This window comes from Antarcticibacterium arcticum, from assembly GCF_007993795.1.
In the GTDB taxonomy this organism is placed as follows: Bacteria; Bacteroidota; Bacteroidia; order Flavobacteriales; family Flavobacteriaceae; genus Gillisia; species Gillisia arctica.
In genome coordinates this window covers 1,533,745-1,560,288 of the sequence record NZ_CP042476.1, presented here as the reverse complement: position 1 = coordinate 1,560,288, position 26,544 = coordinate 1,533,745, and the positions used below count along the sequence as shown (strand labels likewise).

Below are 26,544 nucleotides of genomic sequence, written 5' to 3'. Positions count from 1 at the left end.
GGCTGTGGAGTGATCCTTTGAAAAAAGACCAAAATGGTTTTTCATGGAAGTTTAAAATGAAATTTTATTTTCTACAGAATTTTCAGGAAGTTAAACCCGAAGAAAAACGGTATAATAAATGATTTATCTTTGGTATAATCAATAATACCTCCCATTGAAAAATATTTACTCTAAATTTTTGGTCCTTCATGTTTCCCTTTTTTTTATTGCGGCAATGCTGTTGTCATGTGATGGATCTTCAGGAAAAACATCTCCTTCCTCTATTAAAACAGACTCTGTGAAAAAAGAAGAGGAGCAAAAGGTCGAGCCCGTTCCGGAACCCCTAATTATTAAGTATAAACTTGACTCCATAGTAAGTACAGCACATCGTGACAGTATTTTTGGCTTTTTTTCCGAAAAAGAGGAGCGCAATATATTATTGTTGAACCGAATTGAAAAAAACAGGATAAAAGCAGGTACTAGGCTGGTGATCCCTGATACTTTATTTGAGGATTTTTTAAAATATTCACCATTCCCTCAAGAAATGCCCTATTTGGATTCCATTCCTAAAACCCTTTTAATAGCGCAACGTATACAGGCCTTTGCCCTTTATGAAAAAGGCCGTTTAATCCATTGGGGTCCTGTGAGTTCAGGAAAGCAATCTACTCCTACGCCAAATGGACTTAATTATGCCAATTTCAAATCCAAAAGAAAGGTAAGCACTGTTGATCCCGATTGGATCATGCCTTATTATTTTAATTTTATGAATTTTTATGGGGTGGGCGTGCATCAATATTTATTGCCAGGTTACCCTGCCAGTCACGCTTGTGTAAGGCTGGATATGGAAGATGCCAAGTTTATTTTTGATTGGGCAGTTCCCTGGAAATTGGATTCCCGCGGAAGATATTTAATTAAGAATGGTACCCCTTTTATGGTTTTTGGAGAATATAACTTTAATGCCCAGGTTCCCTGGTTGGATCTTGCAAATAATCCGGACGCCAACAAGCTCAATGAAGGTGAACTCGGGACTATCAAAAAATATGTAGAAGACTATATGGCTGATGAGAAGAACTTTGAAAAGAAGGAAATTACAAAGGAGGAAAACCTGTTGGGTGCCTAGTAATTTAATTTCTGTAAATTAGATTATTAAACTCACGTCTATGAAAACAATCCAGCTCAAATCCCGTTTTCTTGTTTTAATTGTTTTCTTTCTCTCACAGGTTGTCATCTCCCAGGAGACCGAAGTTATGATACGAGCGAAATCTAAAGATGCTAAATTCATTGGAACATCCCTTGGAGGTGCCAGGATTATTGTAAAAGATGAGTCTACCGGAAAGATACTGGCGCAGGGTATGACCCGTGGGAGTACCGGAGATACCGATATTATAATGAATAATCCTCAACTTCGGGGAAAAAGGATAAGCGATGAGAATACGGCAGGATTTCTGGCCAAACTCGATATTAAAGAGCCCGTGTTTGTTACAATTGAGGCTTATGGGCCGGTTAGTAAAAAACAGGCTGCTGTAAAAACCACCACACAGCAATGGATACTTCCGGGAAAACATATTAAAGGGGAGGGAATAATTCTTGAAATTCCCGGTTTTGTGGTTGATATACTATCTCCTCAAACTCATGAAAGTATCGAAGCAAATACAAATATTGAGATCACTGCCAATGTGGTTATGATGTGCGGTTGCCCGGTAACCGAAGGCGGCGTATGGGATGCCAGTAAATATGAAGTGAAGGCACTAATAAGCCAGGATGGCACCGAAGCAATAAACACAGATCTTAAGGTGATGGGAAAACCAAGCACCTTTCAAGGGAGTATTAATTTGAAGCCTGGAAATTACGAGATCACTGTGTATGCCTTCGATCCCGAAACCGGTAATACCGGTGTAGATAAGACTAATATAATTATTCAGTAAGAGCTTCTCTTCTTAAATATTTGAGGCAGAAACAACCGGGCTTACCAGGCCTAAACTTTGTAAGGTGCGTAAAACCCCATTTTCATTATTATCAAATTCGGTAATGTGGGTGCTCACCTTTATGATCTCAGGATGCGCATTTTTCATAGCGTAACTTACTCCAGCATTTTGTATCATTTCAAGATCATTAAGGTAATCGCCAAAAACCAGGGTTTCTTCAGGATTAATGCCCAGGTCCCGTTGTACAGCTTTAATGGCATTTCCCTTGTTGGCAGTAATGTTGGTAATATCAATAAAGACCCTTGAAGCTATAGCCACCTTAAAATCTTTTTCATATTTTTTGAAAGCTTCATAACTGTTATTCTCAACTCCTTTCCGGTCACAAATAGTAACTTTTAAGATTGGGTCATTAATTAAGGTAAGGTCATCTACATAATCCAGCCGTTCATAGTATTGTTTGATCTCTGAAATAAACTGCTCATCCCTGGTTTCTACATAGGCAGATCCCTTGCAACACAACACCAATTGCACATCCTCAATGTTACGTCCAACTTCTATAAAATTTTTGGCGGCAGCGGGGTCAAGTTCATTTACAAACAGGTCCTTGCCTTTATGCACTACATGGGTGCCATTTTCAGCAAAATAGATCATCCTGTCATTTAACCTATTAAACCTCGATTCCAGATTATAAAATTGCCGGCCACTGGCCACAGCAAATAAAATTCCTTTTTTGGTTAGCTCTTCTTCTATATCCCAGAATTGGGGATGGATCTCATGCTTGTCGTTAAGCAATGTTCCATCCATATCTGTAATAATCAATTTAATCATAATTTTATTTATAGGACAAAGTTACAGAAAGAGGAGGGGGTGAGAAAGTAAAAAGAATTGATATAAACATTCCGGTTATAAGGGTGTCCAATAATAGCATGAAAAAACCGGCCTGTAGACCGGTCTTTTAGAATATAACTTTATTTATTTTAGAAAAGAATGGCGTCCACTATCCCGCCAACAATTGCAAGAATTATTGCAAGCCAGAGGGATGGTAAAAATCCCACAGTTTTAAAATCCTTGCTCAATTTATCTGCAATCTCAATAATAACTGCAAACACGATGATCCTTATTATAAACCCTAAACCCAGGAAGTAAAGTAGGCCAAGGGTTGCCAGGTGAAGTATGCCCTCAAGAAGCCAGCTTAATAAAAAACTTAGTATTCCAATGATCAAAGCGACAACAATAGCTGTTTTCCAGCCTTTGAGCTCAACTTTTGCCATATATTTTGCAGCAATTAATAAAACTGCTGCATCTATAATAATGTGAAGAAGCCATTGTACCATAATTGGGAGGTTTTTATTAGTTAGTTAACTAAAGGTATCAAAAAAAACCAATTACAGCAATTTAGTCGTGTATTACGGTAATGGGCGTCTTTTTACCCATAGTGGCCGGACTTTGCTGAAAAAGAACTTCATATAAGGCTTTAAAGTTGGCAAGTTTTTCCCGGAGTTTTAAACTTTCCTGAGTTTTGTATTGTCGTGAGTCGGCGGGAAATCCACTGTAATTTAACCCCAGGTTTTTAGCAATAAAAATAGCACGTGGAAGATGAAATTGCTGGGTTACCACTATTGCACTGGGAATGTCAAAAATGGCCTGTGACCTGTACATACTGTCATAAGTATCTATTCCAGCAGGATCCATGAAAATATGCTCTTCTGGTACATTTCTATCCATAAGGTAATTTCGCATAGACCTTACTTCATCATAATCAGATTGCCTGTTGTCACCGCTTAATAAAAAGCGTTTAACTTTTCCACTGGTATATAATTTTAGACCGGTATCAACCCGGTCCTGCAGGATAGGGGACAATTTTCCATCGGAATGTACACTTGCCCCCAGGATGATCACGGTATGAGATGCAGGGACAGATTCCAGACTTTGATAGATTCGGGAGGAGGTAGTGTTTGAAATATAGGCGTGAAGACCCCAGATAACTAAAAATCCGGCAGCAACGAAAAGTAGAAAAAGGAAAAATAATTTTTTAAGCATTTTCATACTACAGCTTATAACGCAATTTTTCTAAAAGTAATATTTTACATAAAGGTTTTTATCATTTGTTATTGGATAAACGCAGGTAGAGATTGATAGAATTTATGAAGAACTTTCAGGATGGAAAAAGTATTGTTTAAATTTACCCAATAATTCTTAATCATATAGATTAAATAATGAATAATATAAAAGCCCTTCAGTGGCGTTATGCCACCAAGAAGTTTGATGATTCAAAAATCCTTCCGCAGGAAAAAATTGAGGTGCTTAAAACTGCATTCAATTTAACCGCAACTTCTTATGGACTGCAGCCTATAAAGATGGTACTTATTCATAATAAGGAACTTCAACAAAAACTAATGGGGTTCTCCTTTAATCAAAAACAGGTAAGTACTGCATCACACCTCCTTATAATTTGTATTGAAAAGAGAATTGACAAGTCATTTATAGAAAAGTACTTCAAAATGGTTCACCATATAAGGGCTACTCCTGAGGAGGTATTGGATCCTTTTAAAAATTTCCTGGTGGGAGATTTTGAAAATAAATCTATTGAAGAGATCAAGGCCTGGGCCACAAATCAGGCTTACCTGGCACTTGGAAACCTAATGACAGTTTGTGCTATTGAGGAGATAGACTCCTGCCCCATGGAAGGTTTTGAACCCCGTAAATTTGATGAATTATTGGCGCTGGATGAACTAAACCTGGAATCTGTATTAGTACTTCCCGTTGGTTACCGCGCTGCCGATGATGTTTTTTCGGAATTTAAGAAGGTGCGACGGGAGATTTCAGATGTTATTATAGACCTTTCAGCTTCTTCAGAAGATAAAGATCTTACTAATACGTAACATATTCGGTTATTTCCAGGCCATAGCCTATCATTCCTACCCGTTTGGTCTGGCGGGAGTTGGAAAGTAGTTTTATTTTATGAATCTCAAGATCGTGAAGGATCTGGGCACCTATACCAAAATCCTTGGTATCCATTATTATTGGAGGTGCTTTCATTTCACCCTGCTTCTGAAGTTCCTTAAGTTCAGAAAGGCGATTAAGCAGGTTAAGTGACTGGCTTTCCTGATTTATGAAAACAATTGCTCCACGCCCCTCATCATTTAAAACTCTGAACATGTCATCCAGTTTCTTATCTGCATTATTGGTAAGTGTTCCAAGAATGTCATTGTTAACCAGTGTGGAATTAACGCGCACCAGGATCTCTTCATTTGCTTTCCACGAACCTTTGGTAAGGGCAAGGTGAATCTGGTTATTGGTTGTTTGCTTATAAGCCCTTAAGCGGAAAGTTCCAAAACGTGTTTCTATATCAAAATCCTCTTTTTTTACAATGAGGGAATCGTGTTGCATCCTGTACGCCACAAGATCTTCTATAGAAACTATTTTTAAATCAAATTTTTGGGCCACCTGCAAAAGTTGAGGTAAACGGGCCATTGTCCCGTCCTCGTTCATGATCTCAACGATCACCCCAGCCGGCTGAAATCCTGCCAGGCGGGCAAAATCAATTGCTGCCTCTGTATGGCCGGTCCTCCTTAGCACCCCACCTTCTTTTGCTTTTAAGGGGAAAATATGGCCTGGACGGCTTAAATCGTGGGGGCGGGTGTCCTCATCAATAAGTGCTTTGATAGTTTTAGCCCTGTCTGATGCCGAAATCCCTGTGGTTACTCCCTTTCCTTTTAAATCCACCGAAATGGTAAAGGCGGTTTCCATAGGATCGGTATTATTACCTACCATCATTTCCAGCTTCAATTCATTACATCTTGCCTCTGTAATGGGAGCACATATAAGGCCTCTCCCGTGAGTGGCCATAAAATTGATCATTTCCGGGGTCACCTTTTCGGCAGCGGCAAGGAAATCTCCTTCATTCTCGCGGTCAACATCATCTACAACAATAATAACTTTTCCTGCCCGGATGTCATCTATTGCTTCCTTTATGGTATGAAGTACAATTTTATTGGAGGTCATGGTATTTTGTGCCATAGTAGTGTAAAATTACAGGCTGCAAATGTATTTAATCTATTTTGTTTCCTTCCTGATTAAATTCAGTTTTTTGAGCAGTTTGTTGAAAGGTTCAATAAGATTTCCAAAGGCCAGCAGCCCCTGATCTGTAGTAGCGCGATAAGTAAAAAATATTCCCAATGGTAACATTACCAGGCTGGATAACCACGAGGCGAGTAAAGGGCTCATCGTGCCATCCTGGGCGCTGTTCTTGGCAAAGATCCCAATAAAGTGGTAGGTGAGAAATACCAGAATTGCTATTACCATAGGTAACCCCATTCCGCCTTTTCTAATGATGGCTCCCAGGGGTGCACCTACAAAGAAAAGTATAATACATGCGAAGGCCAGTACATATTTTTCGTGAAGAGCAATTTCAAATTTGTTCAATTGTTTGGCATTTGCCCGGAATTCCTGCTTTTTTATATTTACGGTGGAAATAACAGCATTTACAGATCCCAGTGCGAGATTGACTATTTGTTCCCCCCTTTCGGCATCATAAAAATCAAGCACGGTATTATCTATTTGCGCTACGGTATCGGCCGGGGTAAAATTGGCATTAAATTGTGTCGCGCCGGAACGGGAATATATAACATCTGCAAATTTTCTCATCTCCTCATTATAGGAGGTGGAAAATGAATCAATACTTTGGGTAAGTTCAGAGATCTTCAGCATATTCTGGGAATTCCTGAAATTTTCATCTTCCATATCCACATCATTGAAACTCGAGATATCAATGTTGATCACATATTCCTCAAAATAACTTTTGGCAAAGGGTTTATTTAATCTTTTTGAAGGATCGTTTTGCTGAATCTCGTCGTAATAATTACCATCCCTAAGGATCAAGGAGAGGATCTCACTCTCTGTACTTCCCACCAGTTCTCCACGGGTTGCTTTGATAACCGTATGATTACCTCCCTGCAGGGATTTTTGATGAATTATTACATCGTTTAAAAACTGGTCATTATCTCCGGTCTTCTTTTCAACTTTAATATTAAAATCTCCCACCTCATTAAAGATGCCTTCTGAAATTGCCATAGCAGGTTTGAGTTGGGCAATATTCTTTCTAAGGTTAATGGATTTGAATTCGGCAGCAGGAATAACATTATTAGCAAAGAAAAAAGCGGTAAGGCTTACAAGTACTATGAAAAAGGTTAAACTACGCATGGCGCGTTGCAATGAAATTCCCGAGGATTTCATAGCAGCAAATTCATAATTCTCTGCAAAACTCCCGAAGGTCATTATCGAGGAGAGCAAAATGGTAAGGGGAAGTACCAGTGGTACCAATTTGGGGGAAAAGTAGAGCAGGAATTTAAAAATAATTCCTGCATCCAGATCTTTTCCTGCAAGTTCACCAATATACAACCAGATAGTCTGGAGTACAAAAATGAACATAAGAATGACAAAAACAGTAAAAAAAGTTTTAAGGTAACTTACTAGTATGTATCTGTCAAGTATTTTCACTCTTAATCCAACCTGTTGATGTAGAAATCTTTATATCTGCTTTCAGAAAAAGTAAAAAGATTCTTGGCCAAAGGTTGATTGGTCTTAAAGCTCTTAACTGTAATGGTAATTTTGGTTCCGTTATCCTGTGTTTGAATAAGGTTGTAAATGTGTTTTGTCTGGGTGTCTATACCCAACAGGATATTTTTAACATCGGCCTTACTGTCTATTGGGGTAAGTTTGATGTACTGGATCTTACGGCCTTTTACATCCTGTGTGATATCCCATTTATAGGTGTATCCTTCTTCATAAAAGGTAAACATCTTAGAAGGCGTGATGCTGTTATCATCCTCTTCAACATAATTCGAAATATTAATTTCCTGGTCTTCAGGAATAATGGTATAGATCTTTTTCCCATCAAATAATTGGGTAGTTCCCATTAAATTCAGAACATATTTATCACCATTTATACTCACATCCCCCCGGGTTTCCTGACTCACTTTTTCAGTAAGGTTCTCAAGCGTATATTTAAAGTCTATTACCATATTATCATAGGCTTTTACCTTTGAAGACACTTCCTTGAGTAAATTTTTGGCTTTATCGCCATTTTGTGCATTCATAACAAATACACTCATCACCGCTATTATAAAAAGTGGAAATTTTTTCATTTTAATTTTTTTATTAATCATCATCATTTAGTAATTGATCGAGCGTCGCCATATCTGTTACTAAAACCTGCCTTGCCTTGCTGCCTTCAAAAGGTCCTACAACTCCTGCTGCCTCGAGTTGGTCAATAATCCGTCCGGCGCGGTTATATCCCAATTTTAATTTTCTTTGCAGTAAAGAGGCCGATCCCTGTTGCGCTATTACAATAACTTCTGCGGCTTCACGAAACAGTTTGTCACGCTCGCTTACATCAATATCAAGAGCTGTGCCATTATCCTCGCCCTCGTATTCCGGCAAGAGATACGCATCCAGATAGGCCTTTTGAGACCCTATGAATTCTGTTATCCTGTCCACTTCCGGAGTGTCTACAAAAGCACACTGCAAACGTATTAATTCATTCCCCTGTGTAAATAACATATCTCCCCTACCAATAAGCTGATCGGCGCCCTGGCTGTCCAGGATGGTGCGGGAATCTATTTTAGAAGTTACCCTAAAAGCGATCCTCGCGGGGAAGTTGGCCTTAATTATACCGGTTATCACATTTACCGAGGGTCTTTGGGTTGCAATGATCAAATGTATACCTATGGCCCGGGCAAGCTGTGCAAGTCGTGCAATGGGGGTTTCCACTTCCTTTCCTGCAGTCATAATAAGATCTGCAAACTCATCTACCACCAGGACAATATAAGGCAGAAATTTATGCCCATGTTCCGGGTTTAATTTCCTTGCTTTGAATTTCACATTGTACTCCTTTATATTTCTCACCATTGCATCCTTCAAGAGGTTGTAACGGTCATCCATTTCAATACAAAGAGAATTAAGGGTGTGAATTACCTTGGTATTATCTGTTATAATAGCATCTTCGGTATTGGGAAGTTTCGCCAGATAATGTCTTTCAATTTTGTTGAACAGGGTGAGTTCCACCTTTTTTGGATCTACCAGCACAAATTTAACTTCAGCAGGATGCTTACAGTATAAAAGGGAGGTGAGTATAGCATTTAATCCTACAGATTTTCCCTGTCCTGTGGCTCCGGCCATTAGAAGGTGAGGCATTTTTGCCAGATCTACGACAAAAGTTTCGTTTGAAATAGATTTTCCAAGTGCCAGCGGCAGTTCCATTTCAGCATGCTGGAATCTTGGAGATGCTATAACAGATCTCATGGAAACTATGGTCGCATTTTTGTTTGGCACCTCGATCCCTATGGTTCCTTTTCCAGGAATAGGGGCAATGATCCTTATTCCAAGGGCAGCCAGGGATAAAGCTATATCGTCTTCCAGATTTTTGATCTTCGAGATCCTTATACCGGCTTCAGGCACAATTTCGTATAAGGTAACCGTTGGGCCTACTGTTGCCTTTATTTGTGCGATCTCAATCTTATAATTTTTAAGAGTGGCTACAATGGTATTCTTGTTCTCCTCCAGTTCCTGCTGGTCTACCGTTATACCGCCACTAAGGTTGTAATCTTTAAGAAGGTCTATGGTGGGCCACTTGTAATTTTTTAATTCCAGGGTAGGATCAAACTCGCCAAAATCCTTAACCAGCTTTTTGCTTAGGGTATCTTCTATTTCCTCTTCTTCAGCCGTTTCCACCTCCATTTGTACATCCTCTGCGGGGGTGGGCGGAACCGTTGGAGCATTCTTAATTTCAACCTGTGGCTCAGGTTTTAGCGGAATTGATGGGGCAGGAGGTGGAGTAGAAACATCTTTAATAACCGCTTTTTCAACCCATTCCTCTTCTTCTGAAGTGATTTTTGCGGTAGGGGAAGCTCCTTTAAAATCTTCAGAAATACTTTTCTTTTTGGATTTGAAAAAAGCACCAACCATCTCAGGTGTGACCTTCAGCCTGATAACAAAATAAGCAATGAATAAAAAGGTAAGCAAGAGAACTGTACCCGCAAATCCTATATAATCCTGTAAATAATCATTTACCTCATATCCAACCCTACCGCCCAGGATGGTATATTTATCAGCAAAAAAGCCAAAAAATATTGCCCACCATATCATCATTAAGATGCCCCAGAACCAGAATGAAAAAAGATTTTTTAATTTTAAATTAAAGAAAAGATAGATCCCGGAAACGGTTATAAGGCCCCCAAGTATGTAGGCCGCCAGGCCAAAGCCTTTATATATAAAAAAGTCACTTACGCCAGCACCAAATTTACTAAGCCAGTTCTTCGCTTCCACCTCTCGGTTGCCCAGTTCTCCCAGGGTGCTTTGATCTGCCTCCCAGTTAAATAGAAACGATGTAAATGCAATAAGCAAAGCAATTCCCAGAAACATTAAAAAACTTCCAAAAATCACCTTTTGCTGCCTGGTAATTTTAAATGATGGTTTTTTAAAACCGGGGTTACTTTTCTTTTTATTGGAGGCTTTTTTACTGGCCATATATTATTTGGGGAATTTCTGCAAAAATACAAATTAGCATTAGTCTAAAATAAATAAAAGGAAATCAATTTGAGAATTCCTTTTGTAATTACTTAATCCCAAATCTAACGATTTATTTCTATAATTATTCCCGGTGATAGAGAGTGATTTTTGATTAGCAGATTTTTTGGTTGAAGGCTGTATTTTCAGAATTAAAAATAAGTGAACGGAAGCTCCAGGGTAATATACATTACCCGTCCATTTATTCGAAAATATAGGGAAGATATATAAATGCAGCTATTACCACGGCGGTTAGGGCCGAGAAGAGAACCGCTCCTGCCGCGACATCTTTTATATAGCCAATTTTGGTATGAAAATCCGGATGTATAAAATCTGCGATCCCTTCCACTGCGCTGTTCAGGCCCTCGGTGCTAAGCACAAGGCCAATGGCAAACACCTGGAACATCCATTCGGTTTTGGTGATATCAAAATAAAACCCGGCAATAGTAACCAGGATTGAAATAACCACTTGTACCTGTATGCTGGGTTCTGTTCTTATTAATATCCAGGCACCTTTAAAAGCATACCCGGCACCTTTTAACCGTTTTGCAAGAAAACTATCCCGCATTACAGCAGGGATTTCAACGCCGACAGATAATCGGGCTCCTCATCAATATCCGGGACCTGTTGGGTGTGAAGTACCTTTCCTTCCTCATCCAGGACAATAACCACCCGGGAAAGTAAACCTGCCCAGGGCCCGTCAATCATTTCCACTCCATAATCCTTTCCAAAATCCCCCTGGCGGAAATCAGAAAGATTGGTAATATTTTTTAATCCTTCATCATCCAGAAACCTTTTTTGGGCAAAGGGAAGATCTCTTGAAATACAGAGAATTTCAGTATTATTTAATTTCGATGCTCTTTCATTAAAATATCTTACTGAAGTTGCACAAACGTGGGTGTCAACGCTTGGAAATATATTCATTATCACACGTTTCCCCTTAAAATCCTTTAATGTAGCAGGCGAAAGATCTGCCCGTACCAACTCAAAATGAGGCGCTTTTTCCCCAATCTCCGGAAGCCTGCCGTAAGTATTAATTTTCTTGTCTTTTATGGTTATTTGTGACATTGTTTTAGATATTTATTATTGGAAAACTAAATTTAGTGCTTATGTGATAAGGATTTACTAAAATTATCATAAAACAACAGAGGCTGTTTTAAAAATTAAAACAGCCTCTGTTAAAGATGTAATCCTAAGGATTTAACGGTCTATGGAGCCCATAACTTTTTTTGCAAAATTATTGGCAGCATCTATTTCCGGTGTTCCTTCTTCTATCATTTTATGAACTTCTACAGCACCACATAAATTAGTAAGCAATTCACCAATTACATCCATTTCGGTATCACTTACAGATCTGTGTTCAGTGAAACTTTCCAGAACTTCAATGGTATGTTGCAATTGCACCACATCATTATTGCGCTGTAAATGTCTAATTACTGGCAACTTCATTTACTAGGTCTTTTAATAATTCAAATTTATTTGTTTGAACCTGATTGATCAAGCTTCCGTTTTTAAATGCAGCGAAGGTGGGCAGGTTATTTACATTTGCCATTTTTCGCGATTCAGGGAATTTTTCAGCATCTACCATAATAAAGGTAGTTGCTTCATTTTCCCCGGCAAGTTTTTTAAACTTTGGCTTCATTACGCGGCAGTTACCGCACCATCCGGCCATATATTGAACCACTACACTATCACTTTCAGCAATAATAGTGCTCAGGTTGTCTTGTTCTAATTCCTTAACCATTCTTCTTTTTTTTAGTTTGCGCTGGTGCTTAGGTACGATGCAACACCTTCGCGGTTTGCGTTCATTGCCTGTTTTCCTTCCTCCCAGTTGGCAGGACATACTTCACCTTTTTCCTGTACGTGCGTATAAGCGTCTACCAGGCGAATAAATTCTTTTACGTTTCTTCCAAGAGGCATATGGTTTACGCTCTCATGAAAAATTGTTCCTTCTTCGTCTATTAAGTAAGTAGCGCGGTAAGTTACATTGTCACCTTCTACCGTTACAGTTCCTGTTTCCTCGTCATATTGTTCATTTGAGATATCAAGAATTCCTAATTGTGAACTTAGGTTTCTGTTGGAATCTGCAAGAATAGGGTAGGTCACACCTTCAATTCCACCATTATCTTTAGAAGTGTTTAACCAGGCAAAATGCACTTCGGCAGTATCACAGGATGCGCCAATAACTTTTACATTTCTTTTTTCAAACTCCCCAAGAGCTTCCTGGAAAGCATGTAACTCGGTAGGACACACAAAAGTAAAGTCTTTAGGATACCAGAATAAAAGTACTTTTTTATTGTTTTTTTGGGCTTCCTCCAGTACGTTCAACTTGAAGGTATCTCCCATTTCATCCATTGCATTTACACTTAAATTTGGAAATTTTTTTCCTACTAAAGCCATATTTTTATTGTTTAAGTTGTGATTAATTTTCAGCTGCAAATTTAAAAAATCATTGCAATGAAGCCCACTAAACAAAATTCTAAATCCCTATAAATTAATAGTTTTTATCTATTATAAATTAATTGCAAGATAGAATTGGTTTATAATGAAGATGTTGGGAAACCTATTAAGCAGTTTGCGCGGTCGTAAGTTGTTTGATCTTAATACTGAAAGCCGCAAATAACAAGGTCATGAATGGGCTCAGGTAATTAAAAAATGCATACCCTGCATAGGTAAGAGTAGGGACTCCAAGTACACCGCTATGGTAGGCTCCACAAGTGTTCCATGGAACCAGGACTGAAGTTACGGTACCTGAATCTTCCAGCGTCCGACTTAAATTCTCCGGTGCCAAACCTTTATCGCGGTAAGCTTTGGCAAACATTTTTCCTGGTACTACGATGGCCAGGTATTGGTCTGAAGCTGTAGCATTCAAGGCGAGGCAACTAAAAACGGTACTCGCAAATAATCCAAATGTGGTGTGGAAAAGGTTAAGCAGTGCACGGCTTATTGTTGCAAGGGCGCCAATTGCTTCCATGATACCTCCAAAAACCATAGCACATATAATAAGCCATATAGTTCCCAGCATTCCCGCCATACCTCCAGCGGAAAAAAGATCGTTAAGGTCTTCATTATCTGTTACCACAGATGTTTCTACCGTAATAGCCTGCATGATCCCTTTGTACCCACTTATAAAAGTAAGGTCTGTCACTCCTGCAATTTGAGCCACAATTCCCGGCTGAAAAATAAGTGCAGCTCCCGCACCCATCAAAGTTCCTATTAACAATGCAATGAGGGGGGAAGTTTTTTTAACAATAAGCAATATTACCACCAATGGCACCACAAAAAGCCAGGGTGAAATAGTAAAGGAGGATTCAATAGACCTTAAAATAGAGGAAGTATCGGTATTTCCGGCAACATCTAGATTTAAACCAATAATTATAAATAAAATGATAGTGATAGTAATAGTGGGCACCGTAGTGAGCATCATGTATCTAATATGCGTAAAAAGATCTGTACCGGCCATAGCGGGGGCAAGGTTGGTGGTATCACTTAAAGGTGAAAGCTTGTCACCAAAATAAGCGCCTGAAAGTATAGCTCCGGCCGTCATACCAACGGAGATTCCCAGGGCTTCTGCTATTCCAATCAATGCAATACCAACAGTGGCAGAGGTAGTCCAGCTGCTCCCCGTTGCTACAGAGATAACCGAACATATGATCACACAGGCAGCAAGAAATATAGTAGGATTAAGAATTTGCATGCCATAATAGATCATCGTGGGAATAATGCCGCTAATCATCCAGGTTCCCGCCAGGGAGCCAACCATTAATAATATTAAAATTGCCCCGGTAGTACTTTGTACATTGTTGGCAACCTCGTCTATCATTTTATTATAATCAACTTTATTGAAATAACCCACAATCGCAGCAACCGCACCACCCAGTAATAAAATGAACTGGTTGGAACCACTTAGGGCATCATCGCCAAAAACGAATACATTGAACGCCAGCATTCCAATAAGGGCGATAACAGGAATAAGTGCTTCCCATATATTCAATTCTCTGTTCTCTGTAATTATTTCGTTTCCGGGGTTGGTGGTCTGGCCTTGCATTAAATACTGTTTTGGGTCGTAATGTTACGATTTTAAGGGAAATTGAGCAAGGTTAAATTAAAAAGCTGTGCAATTAGCTTGTTTTGGATTTTTAAATTGTCCCCTGGAAAGCATATAAAAAGAAATTTCCGGGAGAAGCTCCCGGAAATTTTCAACATTTTTAAAATGAAATCTTTCTTAAACTTCCATAGTGTTAAGTAAGCCTACCTGTTCCATACAATCTTTCATCATTTGATAGGTTCTTTCAATATCATTATCCAGGCCTATACTAAATCTAATAAGTCCGTCGCTAAGTCCCATTTCTTTTTGTTCATCTTCGGGAATTTCAGAAGAAGTAGAACTTCCCGGCGCGCTGAAAAGAGTTTTATAAAACCCTAAACTTACCGCAAGATAACCCAGGTTCCTTTCCTGCATTAATTCCATAAGTTCATTGGCTTTATCAATAGATCCCACGTCTATGGTTAGCATTCCGCCAAACCCATAATCGGGATTCATCATTTCCTTAAACAGCTCATGACTGGGGTGGGAGGCAAGGCCGGGATAAACCGTCCTGAAGCCATCGGCCTCAAACTTTTTAGCAAGGAACATGGCATTTTTGCTGTGCTGTTTCATTCTTATATGCAGGGTACGCATATTTTTTAATATGGATGCTGATCTTAGACTATCCATTGTTGGTCCCAATAACATGTTGGCCCCGTCATTTACACTGCGGAGGGAATTTATGAATTCCTGGGTACCGCAGGTAACACCTCCAACAGTATCACTGCTTCCGTTTATGAATTTTGTCAAACTGTGAATGATCACATCTGCACCAAGCTCAGAAGGGGTAATAGACAAAGGTGAAAATGTATTGTCTACTACCAATGGAATATTGTGTTTTTTGGCGATTTTCGCAAGACCCTTGATATCTGCTACTTCAAGTAATGGATTACTTACACTTTCACAATAAAGAACTTTTGTGTCTTCATTGATGGCTGCTTCCACCAGATCCAGCTTGGTGATATCTACAAAAGTTGTTTCTATGTTGAATTTGGGCGTGAAATTCTTTAAAAAGGCATAAGTTCCCCATAAATAGTTCGTGAAGAAACAATATGATCTCCCGCCTGGCATAACTGCAGTATAGCCGAAGTTATAGCTCCCATTCCCGAGGCAGCCACATTTGCGGTTTCAGTACCTTCCATAGCAGCGAGTGCTTCGCCTAAATAAAGATTAGAAGGTGAGGAATGCCTTGAATACAGGTAACACCCATCTGCATTTCCTTCAAACGTATCGAACATTGTTTTTGCTGAAAGAAAAGTGTAGGTAGAGGAATCAGAAATTGAAGGATTTACTCCTCCAAACTCTCCAAAATACTGAAGATCCTGAATGTGATTGGCTGGCTTATATTTCATGATAAAATTGATTTTTAGGGTTACAATGTTCCTTCAAAATACGGAATTTTATGAACAAAAGTCAATCTATGGGGTGGTATTTAGAATATTTATCGGTATAAAATAATATTTATAGATATTTATTCTGAAATTTATTATTTTCGGGTTTGCTTACCGAAAATTTTTCATTTATGGAACTGGATAATATTGATAAGAAGATCCTTCAGAAGTTACAACAGAACAGCAAGGTCACAAATAAAGAGCTTTCAAATCTCCTTAATTTGTCGGTCACCGCAATCTTTGAGCGCATAAAACGCCTGGAGCGAAATGAGGTGATCTCAGGTTACGTGGCCCTTGTAAAACCAGATAAAATTCAGAAAGCCTTTATGGTATTCACCCAGATAAAACTGGTACAACATACCAAAACCAATGTTTTGAAATTTGAGGCCGAAGTTGTAAAACTACCAGAGGTCCTGGAATGTTATCACGTAAGCGGCGAATATGATTATATCCTGAAGATCCTGGTTAAAGATATTGAGGCGTATAGGGAGTTTATGCTTTCTAAACTCACCAGCCTGGAACATATTGGCAGTACCCAAAGCACTTTTATAATAAGCCCGGTAAAAATGACTACTGCACTACCTTTATGATTTTGTTACAATTAAAGCTTTGCAGATTTGCATATTTTAGAAGTGACGATCTAATAAGTCGAAAATAAATTATTCAAATTTCCTTTAATAACTACTCTTATGTCAAAGCGCAAAACTCCCAATTCAAATGCCACGGCCGGCCAGGGCAAAGCTCCCGGCACCAGATCTGAAATAGAACCTGTTTCACCCGAAAGAAGTGCGAAAGGCGATGATAAATTTGTCACTTTGGAGCCAAACATATTAAAGCACAAAAAATCTGTTCCGCCCGATTCTACCGCGCAGCGGGGAAAAAGTCCGGGGTCAACTTCCAAGGAAGAGAAAAAGAAAATGGGAAAATAGCAGCTTCCCTTTAAACTGCGGGAATTATTTCAAAGAAAAGTCTCAATATAAGCAGGCCGGGACTCCCTGTTTCCTTCAAAGATTATGATCTTTGAAGAGAATAATTGTACTTTTGTGACTGTTTGAAAAAAATATCAAAAAAATATATTTATGAGCACATATGATGTTGTAATAATTGGATCTGGCCCGGGTGGGTATGTAGCTGCTATACGCTGCGCACAACTGGGATTAAAAACAGCAATTATTGAGAAATATTCAACTTTAGGAGGTACCTGTTTAAACGTGGGATGTATTCCAAGTAAGGCTTTGCTGGATTCTTCTCATCATTATGATGATGCCGTAAAAAATTTTGAGGAGCACGGGATAGAAATTTCGGGGGATATAAAAGTGAACCTGGAACAAATGATGAGCCGGAAACAGGCGGTAGTTAGCCAAACCTGTGACGGCGTGAAATTTTTAATGGATAAGAACAAAATTGATGTTTTCCAGGGAGTTGGATCTTTTAAGGATGCCACCCATGTGAATGTTGAAAAGACAGATGGGAGCGGAACAGAAACCCTTGAGGCTAAAAATATAATTATTGCTACCGGGTCTAAACCGGCCAATCTTCCTTTTATTAAACTTGACAAAGAGAGAGTGATTACTTCTACTGAAGCTTTAAAGCTGAAGGAGATCCCCAAAAAGATGATAGTGATAGGCGGCGGGGTAATAGGACTGGAACTTGGTCAGGTTTACGCACGTCTGGGAGCTGAAGTTACCGTGGTTGAATATATGGACAGGATCATTCCAACCATGGATGCTGCGCTTTCCAAGGAACTTACCAAGGTTCTTAAGAAACAGGGTATGAAGTTCAACGTAAGTCATAAGGTTAAGTCTGTTGAAAGGAATGGGGATAATGTGATCGTAAAAGCAGACGATAAAAAAGGTGCCGAGGTTGAATTCGAAGCAGATTATTGTTTGGTATCGGTAGGAAGAAAGCCTTTTACCGATGGTTTAAATGCGGAAGCTGCCGGAGTGGAAATTGGAGACCGCGGAATGATCACCGTAAATGACCATTTACAAACCAATGTGAAGAATATTTACGCCATTGGCGATGTGGTTAGAGGCGCAATGCTTGCACATAAAGCCGAAGAAGAAGGAACTTTTGTTGCTGAAGTGATCGCAGGGCAAAAACCGCATATAGATTATAACCTTATTCCGGGAGTAGTGTATACCTGGCCGGAGGTTTCGGCAGTTGGAAAAACCGAAGAAGAATTAAAAGAAGCCGGTGTAAAATATAAAGAAGGTAAATTTCCTATGCGTGCTCTGGGACGTTCACGTGCCAGTGGGGATACCGACGGATTTGTAAAAATACTCACCAATGCCGATACAGATGAGGTGCTTGGGGTCCATATGATAGGTGCCCGGGTTGCCGATCTTATTACCGAAGCCGTTACGGCAATGGAGTTCCGCGCTTCAGCAGAGGATATTGCCAGAATGAGCCACGCGCATCCTACATATGCAGAAGCTGTTAAGGAGGCTGCAATGGCTGCAACCGGTGACAGAGCGATGCATATCTAATACCTGAATATTCAAAAATTTGAGAAAAGACCGGAAATCAAAATTTCCGGTTTTTTTGTACTATGGTATATATATTTTTGTGTCATAAGTTTTAGTACATTTATACTACTTATTAACTGTAATAAACAGAAACCATGGCAAAAGAAAAATCCCCTTCAAAAAACTCGGTAAAGAAAGAACCGGTTTTGACATTGAAAGAGAAACGCGCGGCGAAAGAAGCGAAGAAGAAAAACAGAAGTTAACTTATACTGGATTCCCTAAGCTATTGTAATAGCATAGGAAGCAGAAAATTCCTTAGAAGGCATCAATTCAATGATGCCTTCTTTTGTTTTTATATCCCCGGTTGTATTTTCATTATCTGCAATTCCAAGCCAGGGTTCAATACACACATAGGGCGCTCCCGGTTTTGCCCAAAGCCCCAGATTTTTAAAATCTGAATACTCAACAGTAAGTATAGTACCCGACGTTTTACTTTTCAGCGCAACTTTTTTGGAAGGAATATCCTTAAATATCAAAGCGTCTTTATTAAAGAGATCTTTATGCAAACCAATAATAGTATCGTTTTTAATAACCGGTTTGGTTTCTTGGGTTAACAACCCATTGCTGCTTAAAATGAAGGTGTCCAGATCCAATTTTTGGTCAAACTCAAGATAACAATCTTCATAAGTTTCCCCATCATATAATGGCGCATTAAATGCAGGATGGCCACCCAATGAAAAATATAATGGTTTTGAATCCAGATTGGAGACTTTATGATGAATTGACAGCGTTTTGCCTTTAAGATGAAATCCAATTTCAAAACGGAACTTAAATGGATAGGTCTTCAAGGTCTCTTGAGAAAATAAAAGTTCAAAAGTTAGGCTGTTCGCGGTTTGGTCTTTTAAACTTATATTTCTGTTATGTCTTACGAAGCCGTGTTTGGGCATCGCAAATTCCTCAGCTTCATAATTAAAAACCCCGTTTTTAAGTCCGCCAATTACCGGAAAAAGATTGGGTGCGTGACTTGCCCAAATAGCGGGATCAGCCTGCCAGATGTATTCCAAATCTTTTTCAGCATCTTTTATGCTGCATAATTCGGCTCCCTCAGGCTTAACCCCTATACTTAGAAACTGGTTTTTTATCCGGTACATTTCTGGTTATTTCTTTCTTCTGCGGTTGGCATTCTTATCGCCCCGTGTTTTAGGCTTTTTGTATTTTTTGGCGATCTCTCTCCTGTAGGATCCTCCAAGATTCACTTTTTTATTCTTCTCACTTTTTTCATGGAAAGCGGGACCGGGGGCATCATCATTTTTACGGTTCCCCGGGTTGTTAATCTCAAATACCTTTGGTTGTTCCTCGGGGATTAAGACTGTGGAGATCTCCACTTCTTCCGGTAATTGAAATTGTGGCACCTTCATATCCATTAAGGTCTCGATCTTTTCAAGGTTCTCTTCTTCTTTTTCAGTAGTAAGAACAATAGAAATTCCGGGTTTTTCTGCACGACCTGTTCTACCAATTCTGTGCATATAATTTTCAGGATATTCCGGAGTGTCAAAATTTATAACGTGAGATACGCTTTCAATATCCAGACCCCGGGCCATTACATCTGTGGCAACCAGGATCCTGCAAAAACCATCACCAAACTGCCTGATACTCCTAAGACGGTAATTTTGTGTTTTGTTGGAATGTATAACGGTACATTCATCTGTGAATTCCTCGGCAAGCATTTCAAATAGCCTGTCGGCAAGTCGCTTGTAACCAACAAAGATCAACACCTTGGTATAGGTTTCCTTATCTTTAAGCAGGTGCCTTAAAAAATTTACCTTGGTATTGAAATTAGGGATCAGATATCCGCGTTGCTCAATATTTTCAAGCGGCGTACCACTTACCGCCACAGAGATCTTCTCCGGGGTTTTAAAGTTGGCATCAATAAGTTCCTCTACAGGTTCTGTCATAGTTGCAGAGAACATGATGCTTTGGCGATTTTCAGGAAGTAATTCCAGAATATTATTTATCTGGAACCTGAAGCCCAGGTCCAGCATTACATCTACTTCATCTATCACCAGTTTTTGAATAGATTTCAACTGCAAAGCCCTTCTAAGGACCAGATCGTACAATCTTCCGGGAGTTGCAACAATTATATCCTGTCCCTGCAACATATCCTGGTGCTGGGTATTAATATTTACTCCACCGTATACCGCTGTTACGCGGGTATTCATATAGGCGGTCAATTTTTCAATTTCTTCAGCTACCTGTACCGCAAGTTCCCTGGTTGGGACCAAAACCAAAACCCGGGGGTTCTTTTGTTCTGAATACTTCATCATCCTTAAAATAGGAAGCATATAGGCAAAGGTTTTCCCTGTTCCGGTTTGCGCAATTCCCACTACATCCTTCCCGGACATAATAGAGGAAAATGCCTGTTCCTGGATAGGAGTAGGCGTTTGGAATTTAAGATCTTCCAACGCGTTTAATAAAGGGGTATTTAAATTTAGATCCTGAAAACTCACGGATTATGTTTTTTTATGATCTGCAAAGATACCTTTTGAAATTTAAGATCTTTGATAAATTTGGGAGTAATAAATCAGTACAGTCTAAAAATCACCAATTTCAGTATCCTGAAGAAGGATATGAGGAGCTACAACTTTTAAACTATTCATAAAAAAACACCCTGAAAAGCCTCCTCCTGAATTTTTAAGGTAATTTTGACCTGACTCAAATAAAAATACCAGGGTTATTTTCCTAAAGGGTAAAATCTAAGCAGCTAAATATGAAAAAAATTCTTGCCTTTGCAGGTTCCAATAACAGCATTTCCATAAACCATAGATTGATTTCCCACGTGGCAGGTAGAATTCAGGGCCATGAAATAAAAGTAATTAAGCTCCGGGAATTTGATGTTCCTATGTACTGTATAGACTTAGAGCTGGAAAGAGGTTTTCCTACAGATATTAAGGTCCTAAAAAACCTGATCGCAGAACATGATGCCCTCATTATTTCAGTAAACGAACATAACAGCAATGTTTCGGCATTTTTCAAGAATATCCTGGATTGGTTATCGCGTATTGACAGAAAGTTTCTTGAAGGAAAGAAAATTTTATTAATGAGCACTTCAAATGGTGTTAGAGGGGGAGCATCTGCCCTGGAATATACAAAAGGAATTTTTCCGCGGTTTGGTGGGCAGGTAATAGACAGCTTTAGCTTTCCTTCTTTTAAAGAGAATTTTGAAGGAGACCAAATTCAAAATGAAGTTTTAGATATGGGGATTGAAGATGTGCTTACTACCTTTGCACATCAAATTGAAAGTTAAGTGCGCACAACCCGGGAATACCATTTAGAGAACCCCCAAAATTTCAAAGCTGCACTCCTGCAGTGGAGCAGGCAGTTTGAGGAGATCGCCTGGCTGGACAGTAACGATCACTCCCCCCAGCACACCAGTTTTGATGCAGTTCTTGCAGTAGAGGCATTTACGGCCATTAAAACCGACCATTTCAATGCTTTCAGTAAGCTTCAGGAATATCAGGAAGTTACAAAGGACTGGATCTTTGGTTACCTGTCTTATGATCTTAAAAACGATGTAGAAGTCCTCTCTTCCAATAATTTTGACGGACTTCAATTTCCTGAACTCTATTTTTTCCAGCCTCAAAAACTATTATTTGTGAGGAATAATGTGCTGGAAATGCGATACCTGAAAATGGCCGAAGATTCCATGGAGGAAGATCTTAAAGAGATCCTGGCTTATGAAAGAAAAATAACGGCAAAAAAGTCAGCAGAAGATGAAGAAGGGCAAATGGTTTCCCCTTCTTTTTCTGAAGAAAAAATTGATAAGGGTATAGTTCCTCGAATCTCAAAGGAGAATTACCTCGAAAAGGTAAAGGAAATGCTTCGTCACATTCACCGCGGGGATATTTATGAGGCTAATTTTTGTCAGGAATTTTTTGCTGAGAACAGGGAAATTGATCCCTTCAGGGTGTTTCAAAATCTAAATGAAATCTCCCGGCCACCATTTGCCGTATTTTTAAAATTGGAAAATAATTACCTCTTATGTGCTTCCCCGGAGAGATATTTAAAAATGGAAGGCGGCCATATAATTTCGCAACCAATCAAAGGAACTGCAAGGCGGTCTCAGGACCCGGAAGAGGATGAGAAGATCGCAAAAATTCTTGCACAGGACCCAAAAGAACGTGCAGAGAATATTATGATCGTAGACCTTGTGCGCAACGATCTTTCGCGTATTGCCAAAAAGGGCAGTGTGAATGTTGATGAACTTTGCAAGGTGTATTCATTTAAGCAAGTGCATCAAATGATATCTACAATTTCTGCAAAGCTTGAAGAAGGGATTCCGCCTGTAGAAGTTCTTAGAGCTACCTTTCCAATGGGAAGTATGACCGGAGCCCCAAAAATTTCAGCAATGAAAATTATTGAAGAGCTTGAAGAATCCAGGCGTGGCCTTTACAGTGGCGCGGTGGGTTATTTTAATCCCGAGGGAGATTTTGATTTTAATGTGGTAATAAGAAGTATTCTTTATAATTCCCTCGCTAAGTACGTTTCCTTTTCTGTAGGCGGGGCTATTACCTCACGTTCAATTCCCGAAATGGAATTTGAGGAATGCCTGTTAAAATCTGAAGCTATGCGCAAGGCATTGGATTTATAGTATTCTCCAAAACTACCACAAGCTTTAAAATTACAGGATAAATAACCACCTCCAGCGAAGTTTTATTCCGGGCTTTTGTATCTTTGAATTAACCATGGAAAAAGCCTTTAAGAACCTTGTAAAATCGAATTTTCCTTTTCTCTCAACCGGAAAGATCCTTGTGGCAGTAAGCGGGGGGGTAGATAGTGTGGTGCTGGCACATTTATGCAAAAATGCCAAAATTAACTTCTCAATAGCCCATTGTAATTTTAATCTGCGAGGAGAAGAAAGTGATGGAGATGAAGCATTTTTACTTGACCTTGCAGATGCCCTAGATGTGGAGGTGTTTACAGAAAGTTTTGACACCAGTGCTTATGCAAAAGATGCAGGCATTTCCATACAAATGGCTGCACGGGAGCTGCGATATAATTGGTTTCACCAGCTTAGTGCTGCCCTCCATTTTGATTATATACTTACCGCGCATCATATAAATGATGATCTTGAAACATTTCTTATAAATTTTATAAGAGGCACTGGCCTTGAAGGTTTAACGGGAATAAAAACAGAGAATGAGAAAGTAGTGCGGCCGCTTATGAACTTTTCCAGGAAAGAGATTGAAGCCTTCGCTCTCGAAAATAAGATCCAATGGCGGGAAGACAGCAGCAATGCATCTTCAAAATACCTGAGGAATAAGATTAGACTGGAGATAATTCCGTTAATGGAAGAGATAAATCCGCAGTTGCTGAACGCTTTTACTCAAACCCAATCCCATCTTAAGGAGAGTTATGATCTTATGGAAGATTATATTGGCTTGCTATATTCTGAAATAGTTTCGAAGGATGTGTATGGCTACAGGCTCAAAATTGAAGTTTTGGAGAAGATCCCGAATACCAGAGCGGTCTTATATCAGCTACTTAAAACCTTCGGATTTACTGAATGGAATGATGTGTACGACCTTTTACAGGCACAAACCGGTAAAATGGTATATTCCGGTACTCACCGTCTCATAAAAGACAGGGATTATCTAATTCTTACCGAGACCCCTTCAGAAAATACAAGGAAAGATTTTCTCATACCTGAAGGGGAAGAGATAGTGATGCTTCCTTTGGGAAAATTAAGTTTTGAAAGTGTAGACAAAATAGGGGAAACCGGCCCGCACATTGCATATGTTGCAAAAGATAAACTTGTATTTCCTTTAATATTAAGAAAATGGCAAAAAGGTGATCAATTCCACCCCTTTGGGATGAAAGGAAAAAAGAAAATTAGCGACCTTTTTAAAGACAATAAATTATCTTTGCCGGAGAAGGAGGAATCCTGGCTTTTATGCTCCTCAAATGAAATAGTTTGGGTAGTTAATCAACGTGCCGACGGCCGTTTTGCCGTGACAGATTCTTCCCCGGATATTTTGAAAATTACCTACTCCTTATGAAATATTGTTATTTCTTCCTCCTCTTTATAAGTACATATTTTAGCGTTAATTCCCAGGTTTTTACTTCATCCACATCTCAGGATCAAATAGCAGATCCAATAGAGTGGGAGGCTCGCCTGGAAAAGCAAAATGACAGCATATATACCCTTATTTTTACAGCAAATCTGGAAAAGGGATGGCATTTATATTCCCAGCAGGTAGATGAAGGCGGTCCTATTCCCACCACTTTCACATTTAATAATTCTGCTGAAACCTATGAACTCATAGGCACAACCGAAGAACCGGATACCCAGGCCATTTTTGATGAGGTTTTTGGTATGGATATTAAATTCTTTAAAAATGAAGCTGTTTTCAGGCAAAATATAAAGGTTTTTGATCCCGAAAAAATTGTGGAAGTTGAGGTGGAATATATGGTGTGCGATGATGAGCAGTGCCTGCCACCTGACGTTGTTCCTTTTCAATTCTCTGTAACAGAGAATAAGGCTGTTAAAGGATATACAGATGTAAATGTAAGTGAGCTGGATGTTCAAAAAACCAAAGACCTGGATATTGAGATAAGGGGTTGGTCTCAATATGAACTTGAGGAAGAAGAAAGTACCGGTTACTGGACCATATTCTTTCTAGGATTCATTGGTGGGCTTATAGCCTTATTGACTCCCTGTGTTTTCCCAATGATACCTCTTACGGTTTCATTTTTTACTAAAGGCGCGAAAACCCGGAAAAAAGGTTTGGTAAATGCCATCCTTTACGGGGTGTTCATATTTCTAATTTACCTCCTGCTTAGTGTGCCTTTCCATTTGCTGGACAGCCTTGCCCCGGAGGTGCTTAACAATATTTCCACGAATGTTACCCTTAATGTGGTTTTCTTCGTGATCTTTATATTCTTTGCTTTCTCATTTTTTGGATATTATGAGATCACCCTGCCCACTTCCTGGAGTACCAGTATGGATGATAAAGCTTCCAGTATTGGTGGGGTTGTAGGGATCTTTTTTATGGCTTTAACGCTAGCATTGGTATCATTTTCCTGTACCGGGCCTATCCTGGGTTCCTTGCTGGGTAGTTCTCTTACTACAGATGGTGGCGCAATCCAGTTATCTTTTGGAATGGGAGGTTTTGGCCTTGCCCTTGCCCTGCCTTTTGCATTATTTGCTCTGTTTCCAAACTGGCTTAACTCCCTTCCAAAAAGCGGAGGTTGGTTAAATACCGTAAAGGTTGTGCTTGGATTCATAGAACTGGGCCTTGCCTTTAAATTCCTTTCCAATGCAGATCTTGTAGAGCACTGGGGCATACTTAAAAGAGAGATATTTATTGGTATCTGGATAATTATCGCGATTGGATTAATGTTGTACCTCTTTGGTTTAATACGGTTCCCACACGATGGTCCCCGGCAAAAGATCTCCAAAACCAGGTTTGGATTGGGAACGATAACTTTCCTGTTCGTTCTTTACTTAATACCGGGACTTACCAATACTCCATTTGCCAACCTAAAGCTCCTGAGCGGATTCCCACCTCCACTGTTTTACAGTATCTATGAAAAGGAAACAGAAGGCCCCTTAGGTTTAAAAGCATATAAAGACTGGGATAAAGGGCTTGAAGCTGCGAAAGAGCAAAATAAGCCAATAATCCTTGATTTCACAGGCTGGGCCTGTGTGAACTGTCGTAAAATGGAGGAGCAGGTATGGAGTGAGCCGGAGGTTTATGACATGCTAAACAATGAGTTCATATTAATATCCCTTTATGTAGATGACAGGATGGAACTTCCCGAACAGGATCAATTCAATTATGTGCGTGAAAAAGGTGGCATTAAAAAAATAAAAACCATAGGAGATAAATGGGCTACCTTCCAAACGGTGAATTTCAAGAATAACTCCCAACCCTTCTATGTTTTACTCGACCCTCAGGTAAATCTTTTAAACCCTCCGGTTGGCTATACTCCCAATGAAAAAGAATATTTAAACTGGCTTAAGGAAGGCCTTCAGAAATTTAAAGACGCAGGAGAAGTGAATTAAATTTAGCGGGATATATAGGGAATTTCTATCTTAGGGCCTTTAATCAAGATAATTAAGAATGAAC

The 26,544-nt window shown here is 39.4% G+C and carries 25 protein-coding genes and 1 pseudogene; 10 read left to right on the top strand and 16 right to left on the bottom strand.

The annotated features are described in order from the left end of the window. The first annotated feature begins 154 nt into the window (after nucleotides 1–154). Entirely contained in the window at nucleotides 155–1,099 is a 945-nt protein-coding gene (locus tag FK178_RS06995) for a L,D-transpeptidase (RefSeq protein WP_240793908.1), read from the top strand. A 40-nt stretch (nucleotides 1,100–1,139) separates the two neighbouring features. Continuing rightward, nucleotides 1,140–1,904 (top strand): hypothetical protein, encoded by a 765-nt coding sequence (locus tag FK178_RS06990; RefSeq protein WP_146832693.1) that lies wholly within the window; start codon nucleotides 1,140–1,142, stop codon nucleotides 1,902–1,904. Between the two features lie 12 nt (nucleotides 1,905–1,916). Here the strand turns inward: FK178_RS06990 and FK178_RS06985 are convergent, their stop codons facing one another. The 3 genes from FK178_RS06985 to FK178_RS06975 form a co-directional block, all read right to left on the bottom strand. After that, nucleotides 1,917–2,732 carry an HAD family hydrolase gene (locus tag FK178_RS06985; protein ID WP_146832690.1) on the bottom strand — a complete coding sequence of 272 codons (816 nt, stop codon included), beginning with the start codon at nucleotides 2,730–2,732 and terminating at the stop codon, nucleotides 1,917–1,919. Between the two features lie 149 nt (nucleotides 2,733–2,881). Next, entirely contained in the window at nucleotides 2,882–3,238 is a 357-nt protein-coding gene (locus FK178_RS06980; protein WP_146832687.1) for a phage holin family protein, read from the bottom strand. Between the two features lie 61 nt (nucleotides 3,239–3,299). Further along, nucleotides 3,300–3,950 (bottom strand): SanA/YdcF family protein, encoded by a 651-nt coding sequence (locus FK178_RS06975; protein ID WP_146832684.1) that lies wholly within the window; start codon nucleotides 3,948–3,950, stop codon nucleotides 3,300–3,302. A gap of 170 nt (nucleotides 3,951–4,120) precedes the next feature. Here FK178_RS06975 and FK178_RS06970 point away from each other — a divergent pair, with 170 nt between their 5' ends. After that, nucleotides 4,121–4,786: an NAD(P)H-dependent oxidoreductase gene (locus FK178_RS06970; protein ID WP_146832681.1), complete on the top strand. Its 666-nt coding sequence runs from the start codon at nucleotides 4,121–4,123 to the stop codon at nucleotides 4,784–4,786. Here the strand turns inward: FK178_RS06970 and ribB are convergent. The 11 genes and pseudogenes from ribB to FK178_RS06915 all read right to left on the bottom strand — a co-directional run bounded on the left by ribB (nucleotide 4,776) and on the right by FK178_RS06915 (nucleotide 15,908). Continuing rightward, complete coding sequence (ribB, locus tag FK178_RS06965) at nucleotides 4,776–5,924, bottom strand: 3,4-dihydroxy-2-butanone-4-phosphate synthase (protein ID WP_146832678.1); 1,149 nt, start codon at nucleotides 5,922–5,924, stop codon at nucleotides 4,776–4,778. The genes FK178_RS06970 and ribB overlap by 11 nt on opposite strands. 36 nt (nucleotides 5,925–5,960) lie before the next feature. Then, on the bottom strand, nucleotides 5,961–7,403 hold the full coding sequence (locus tag FK178_RS06960; protein ID WP_146832675.1) for an LptF/LptG family permease: 1,443 nt from the start codon (nucleotides 7,401–7,403) through the stop codon (nucleotides 5,961–5,963). 2 nt (nucleotides 7,404–7,405) lie between these two features. Then, complete coding sequence (locus FK178_RS06955) at nucleotides 7,406–8,050, bottom strand: LolA family protein (RefSeq protein WP_205677222.1); 645 nt, start codon at nucleotides 8,048–8,050, stop codon at nucleotides 7,406–7,408. A 13-nt stretch (nucleotides 8,051–8,063) separates the two neighbouring features. Further along, nucleotides 8,064–10,430, bottom strand: coding sequence for a DNA translocase FtsK (locus FK178_RS06950; protein ID WP_146832672.1), 2,367 nt, complete (start codon nucleotides 10,428–10,430; stop codon nucleotides 8,064–8,066). Nucleotides 10,431–10,671: 241 nt separating this feature from the next. Next, a complete protein-coding gene (locus FK178_RS06945) occupies nucleotides 10,672–11,037 on the bottom strand; it encodes a diacylglycerol kinase (protein WP_146832669.1) in 366 nt (121 codons plus the stop codon). Further along, nucleotides 11,037–11,537: a thiol peroxidase gene (tpx, locus tag FK178_RS06940; RefSeq protein ID WP_146832666.1), complete on the bottom strand. Its 501-nt coding sequence runs from the start codon at nucleotides 11,535–11,537 to the stop codon at nucleotides 11,037–11,039. Before tpx ends, FK178_RS06945 begins: the two co-directional genes overlap by 1 nt. Nucleotides 11,538–11,669: 132 nt before the next feature. Continuing rightward, the gene (locus FK178_RS06935) at nucleotides 11,670–11,918 is read right to left on the bottom strand and encodes a DUF6952 family protein (protein ID WP_146832663.1); all 249 of its coding nucleotides are present in this window, start codon (nucleotides 11,916–11,918) and stop codon (nucleotides 11,670–11,672) included. Continuing rightward, a complete protein-coding gene (locus FK178_RS06930) occupies nucleotides 11,899–12,213 on the bottom strand; it encodes a thioredoxin family protein (protein ID WP_146832660.1) in 315 nt (104 codons plus the stop codon). The genes FK178_RS06935 and FK178_RS06930 overlap by 20 nt, the downstream gene beginning before the upstream one ends. A gap of 11 nt (nucleotides 12,214–12,224) precedes the next feature. Next, the gene (locus FK178_RS06925; protein WP_146832657.1) at nucleotides 12,225–12,869 is read right to left on the bottom strand and encodes a peroxiredoxin; all 645 of its coding nucleotides are present in this window, start codon (nucleotides 12,867–12,869) and stop codon (nucleotides 12,225–12,227) included. A 166-nt stretch (nucleotides 12,870–13,035) separates the two neighbouring features. Then, nucleotides 13,036–14,517 carry a Na+/H+ antiporter NhaC gene (gene nhaC / locus FK178_RS06920; RefSeq protein ID WP_146832655.1) on the bottom strand — a complete coding sequence of 494 codons (1,482 nt, stop codon included), beginning with the start codon at nucleotides 14,515–14,517 and terminating at the stop codon, nucleotides 13,036–13,038. A 177-nt stretch (nucleotides 14,518–14,694) separates the two neighbouring features. After that, nucleotides 14,695–15,908, bottom strand: a pseudogene (locus FK178_RS06915) (aminotransferase class I/II-fold pyridoxal phosphate-dependent enzyme). A gap of 170 nt (nucleotides 15,909–16,078) precedes the next feature. Here FK178_RS06915 and FK178_RS06910 point away from each other — a divergent pair. The 3 genes from FK178_RS06910 to lpdA all read left to right on the top strand — a co-directional run bounded on the left by FK178_RS06910 (nucleotide 16,079) and on the right by lpdA (nucleotide 18,436). Next, nucleotides 16,079–16,537, top strand: a complete 459-nt coding sequence (locus tag FK178_RS06910) for an Lrp/AsnC family transcriptional regulator (RefSeq protein ID WP_146832652.1) — start codon at nucleotides 16,079–16,081, stop codon at nucleotides 16,535–16,537. Nucleotides 16,538–16,636: 99 nt separating this feature from the next. After that, nucleotides 16,637–16,876, top strand: coding sequence for a hypothetical protein (locus tag FK178_RS06905; RefSeq protein ID WP_146832649.1), 240 nt, complete (start codon nucleotides 16,637–16,639; stop codon nucleotides 16,874–16,876). A 150-nt stretch (nucleotides 16,877–17,026) separates the two neighbouring features. Beyond that, entirely contained in the window at nucleotides 17,027–18,436 is a 1,410-nt protein-coding gene (gene lpdA / locus FK178_RS06900; RefSeq protein ID WP_146832647.1) for a dihydrolipoyl dehydrogenase, read from the top strand. A gap of 257 nt (nucleotides 18,437–18,693) precedes the next feature. Here lpdA and FK178_RS06895 read toward each other — a convergent pair whose 3' ends face one another. Together FK178_RS06895 and FK178_RS06890 are read right to left on the bottom strand one after the other, a co-directional pair. Next, the gene (locus tag FK178_RS06895; RefSeq protein ID WP_146832644.1) at nucleotides 18,694–19,566 is read right to left on the bottom strand and encodes an aldose 1-epimerase family protein; all 873 of its coding nucleotides are present in this window, start codon (nucleotides 19,564–19,566) and stop codon (nucleotides 18,694–18,696) included. Between the two features lie 6 nt (nucleotides 19,567–19,572). Continuing rightward, nucleotides 19,573–20,922 (bottom strand): DEAD/DEAH box helicase, encoded by a 1,350-nt coding sequence (locus FK178_RS06890; RefSeq protein WP_146832641.1) that lies wholly within the window; start codon nucleotides 20,920–20,922, stop codon nucleotides 19,573–19,575. 260 nt (nucleotides 20,923–21,182) lie between these two features. Here FK178_RS06890 and FK178_RS06885 point away from each other — a divergent pair, with 260 nt between their 5' ends. The 4 genes from FK178_RS06885 to FK178_RS06870 all read left to right on the top strand — a co-directional run bounded on the left by FK178_RS06885 (nucleotide 21,183) and on the right by FK178_RS06870 (nucleotide 26,480). Further along, nucleotides 21,183–21,719 (top strand): NADPH-dependent FMN reductase, encoded by a 537-nt coding sequence (locus FK178_RS06885; RefSeq protein ID WP_146832638.1) that lies wholly within the window; start codon nucleotides 21,183–21,185, stop codon nucleotides 21,717–21,719. Continuing rightward, nucleotides 21,720–23,063 (top strand): aminodeoxychorismate synthase component I, encoded by a 1,344-nt coding sequence (gene pabB / locus FK178_RS06880; RefSeq protein ID WP_146832635.1) that lies wholly within the window; start codon nucleotides 21,720–21,722, stop codon nucleotides 23,061–23,063. It begins immediately after the preceding gene. Nucleotides 23,064–23,157: 94 nt separating this feature from the next. Beyond that, nucleotides 23,158–24,471 carry a tRNA lysidine(34) synthetase TilS gene (gene tilS, locus FK178_RS06875; RefSeq protein ID WP_146832632.1) on the top strand — a complete coding sequence of 438 codons (1,314 nt, stop codon included), beginning with the start codon at nucleotides 23,158–23,160 and terminating at the stop codon, nucleotides 24,469–24,471. Further along, nucleotides 24,468–26,480, top strand: coding sequence for a protein-disulfide reductase DsbD family protein (locus tag FK178_RS06870; RefSeq protein WP_146832629.1), 2,013 nt, complete (start codon nucleotides 24,468–24,470; stop codon nucleotides 26,478–26,480). The genes tilS and FK178_RS06870 overlap by 4 nt, the downstream gene beginning before the upstream one ends. Nucleotides 26,481–26,544: the final 64 nt, after the last annotated feature.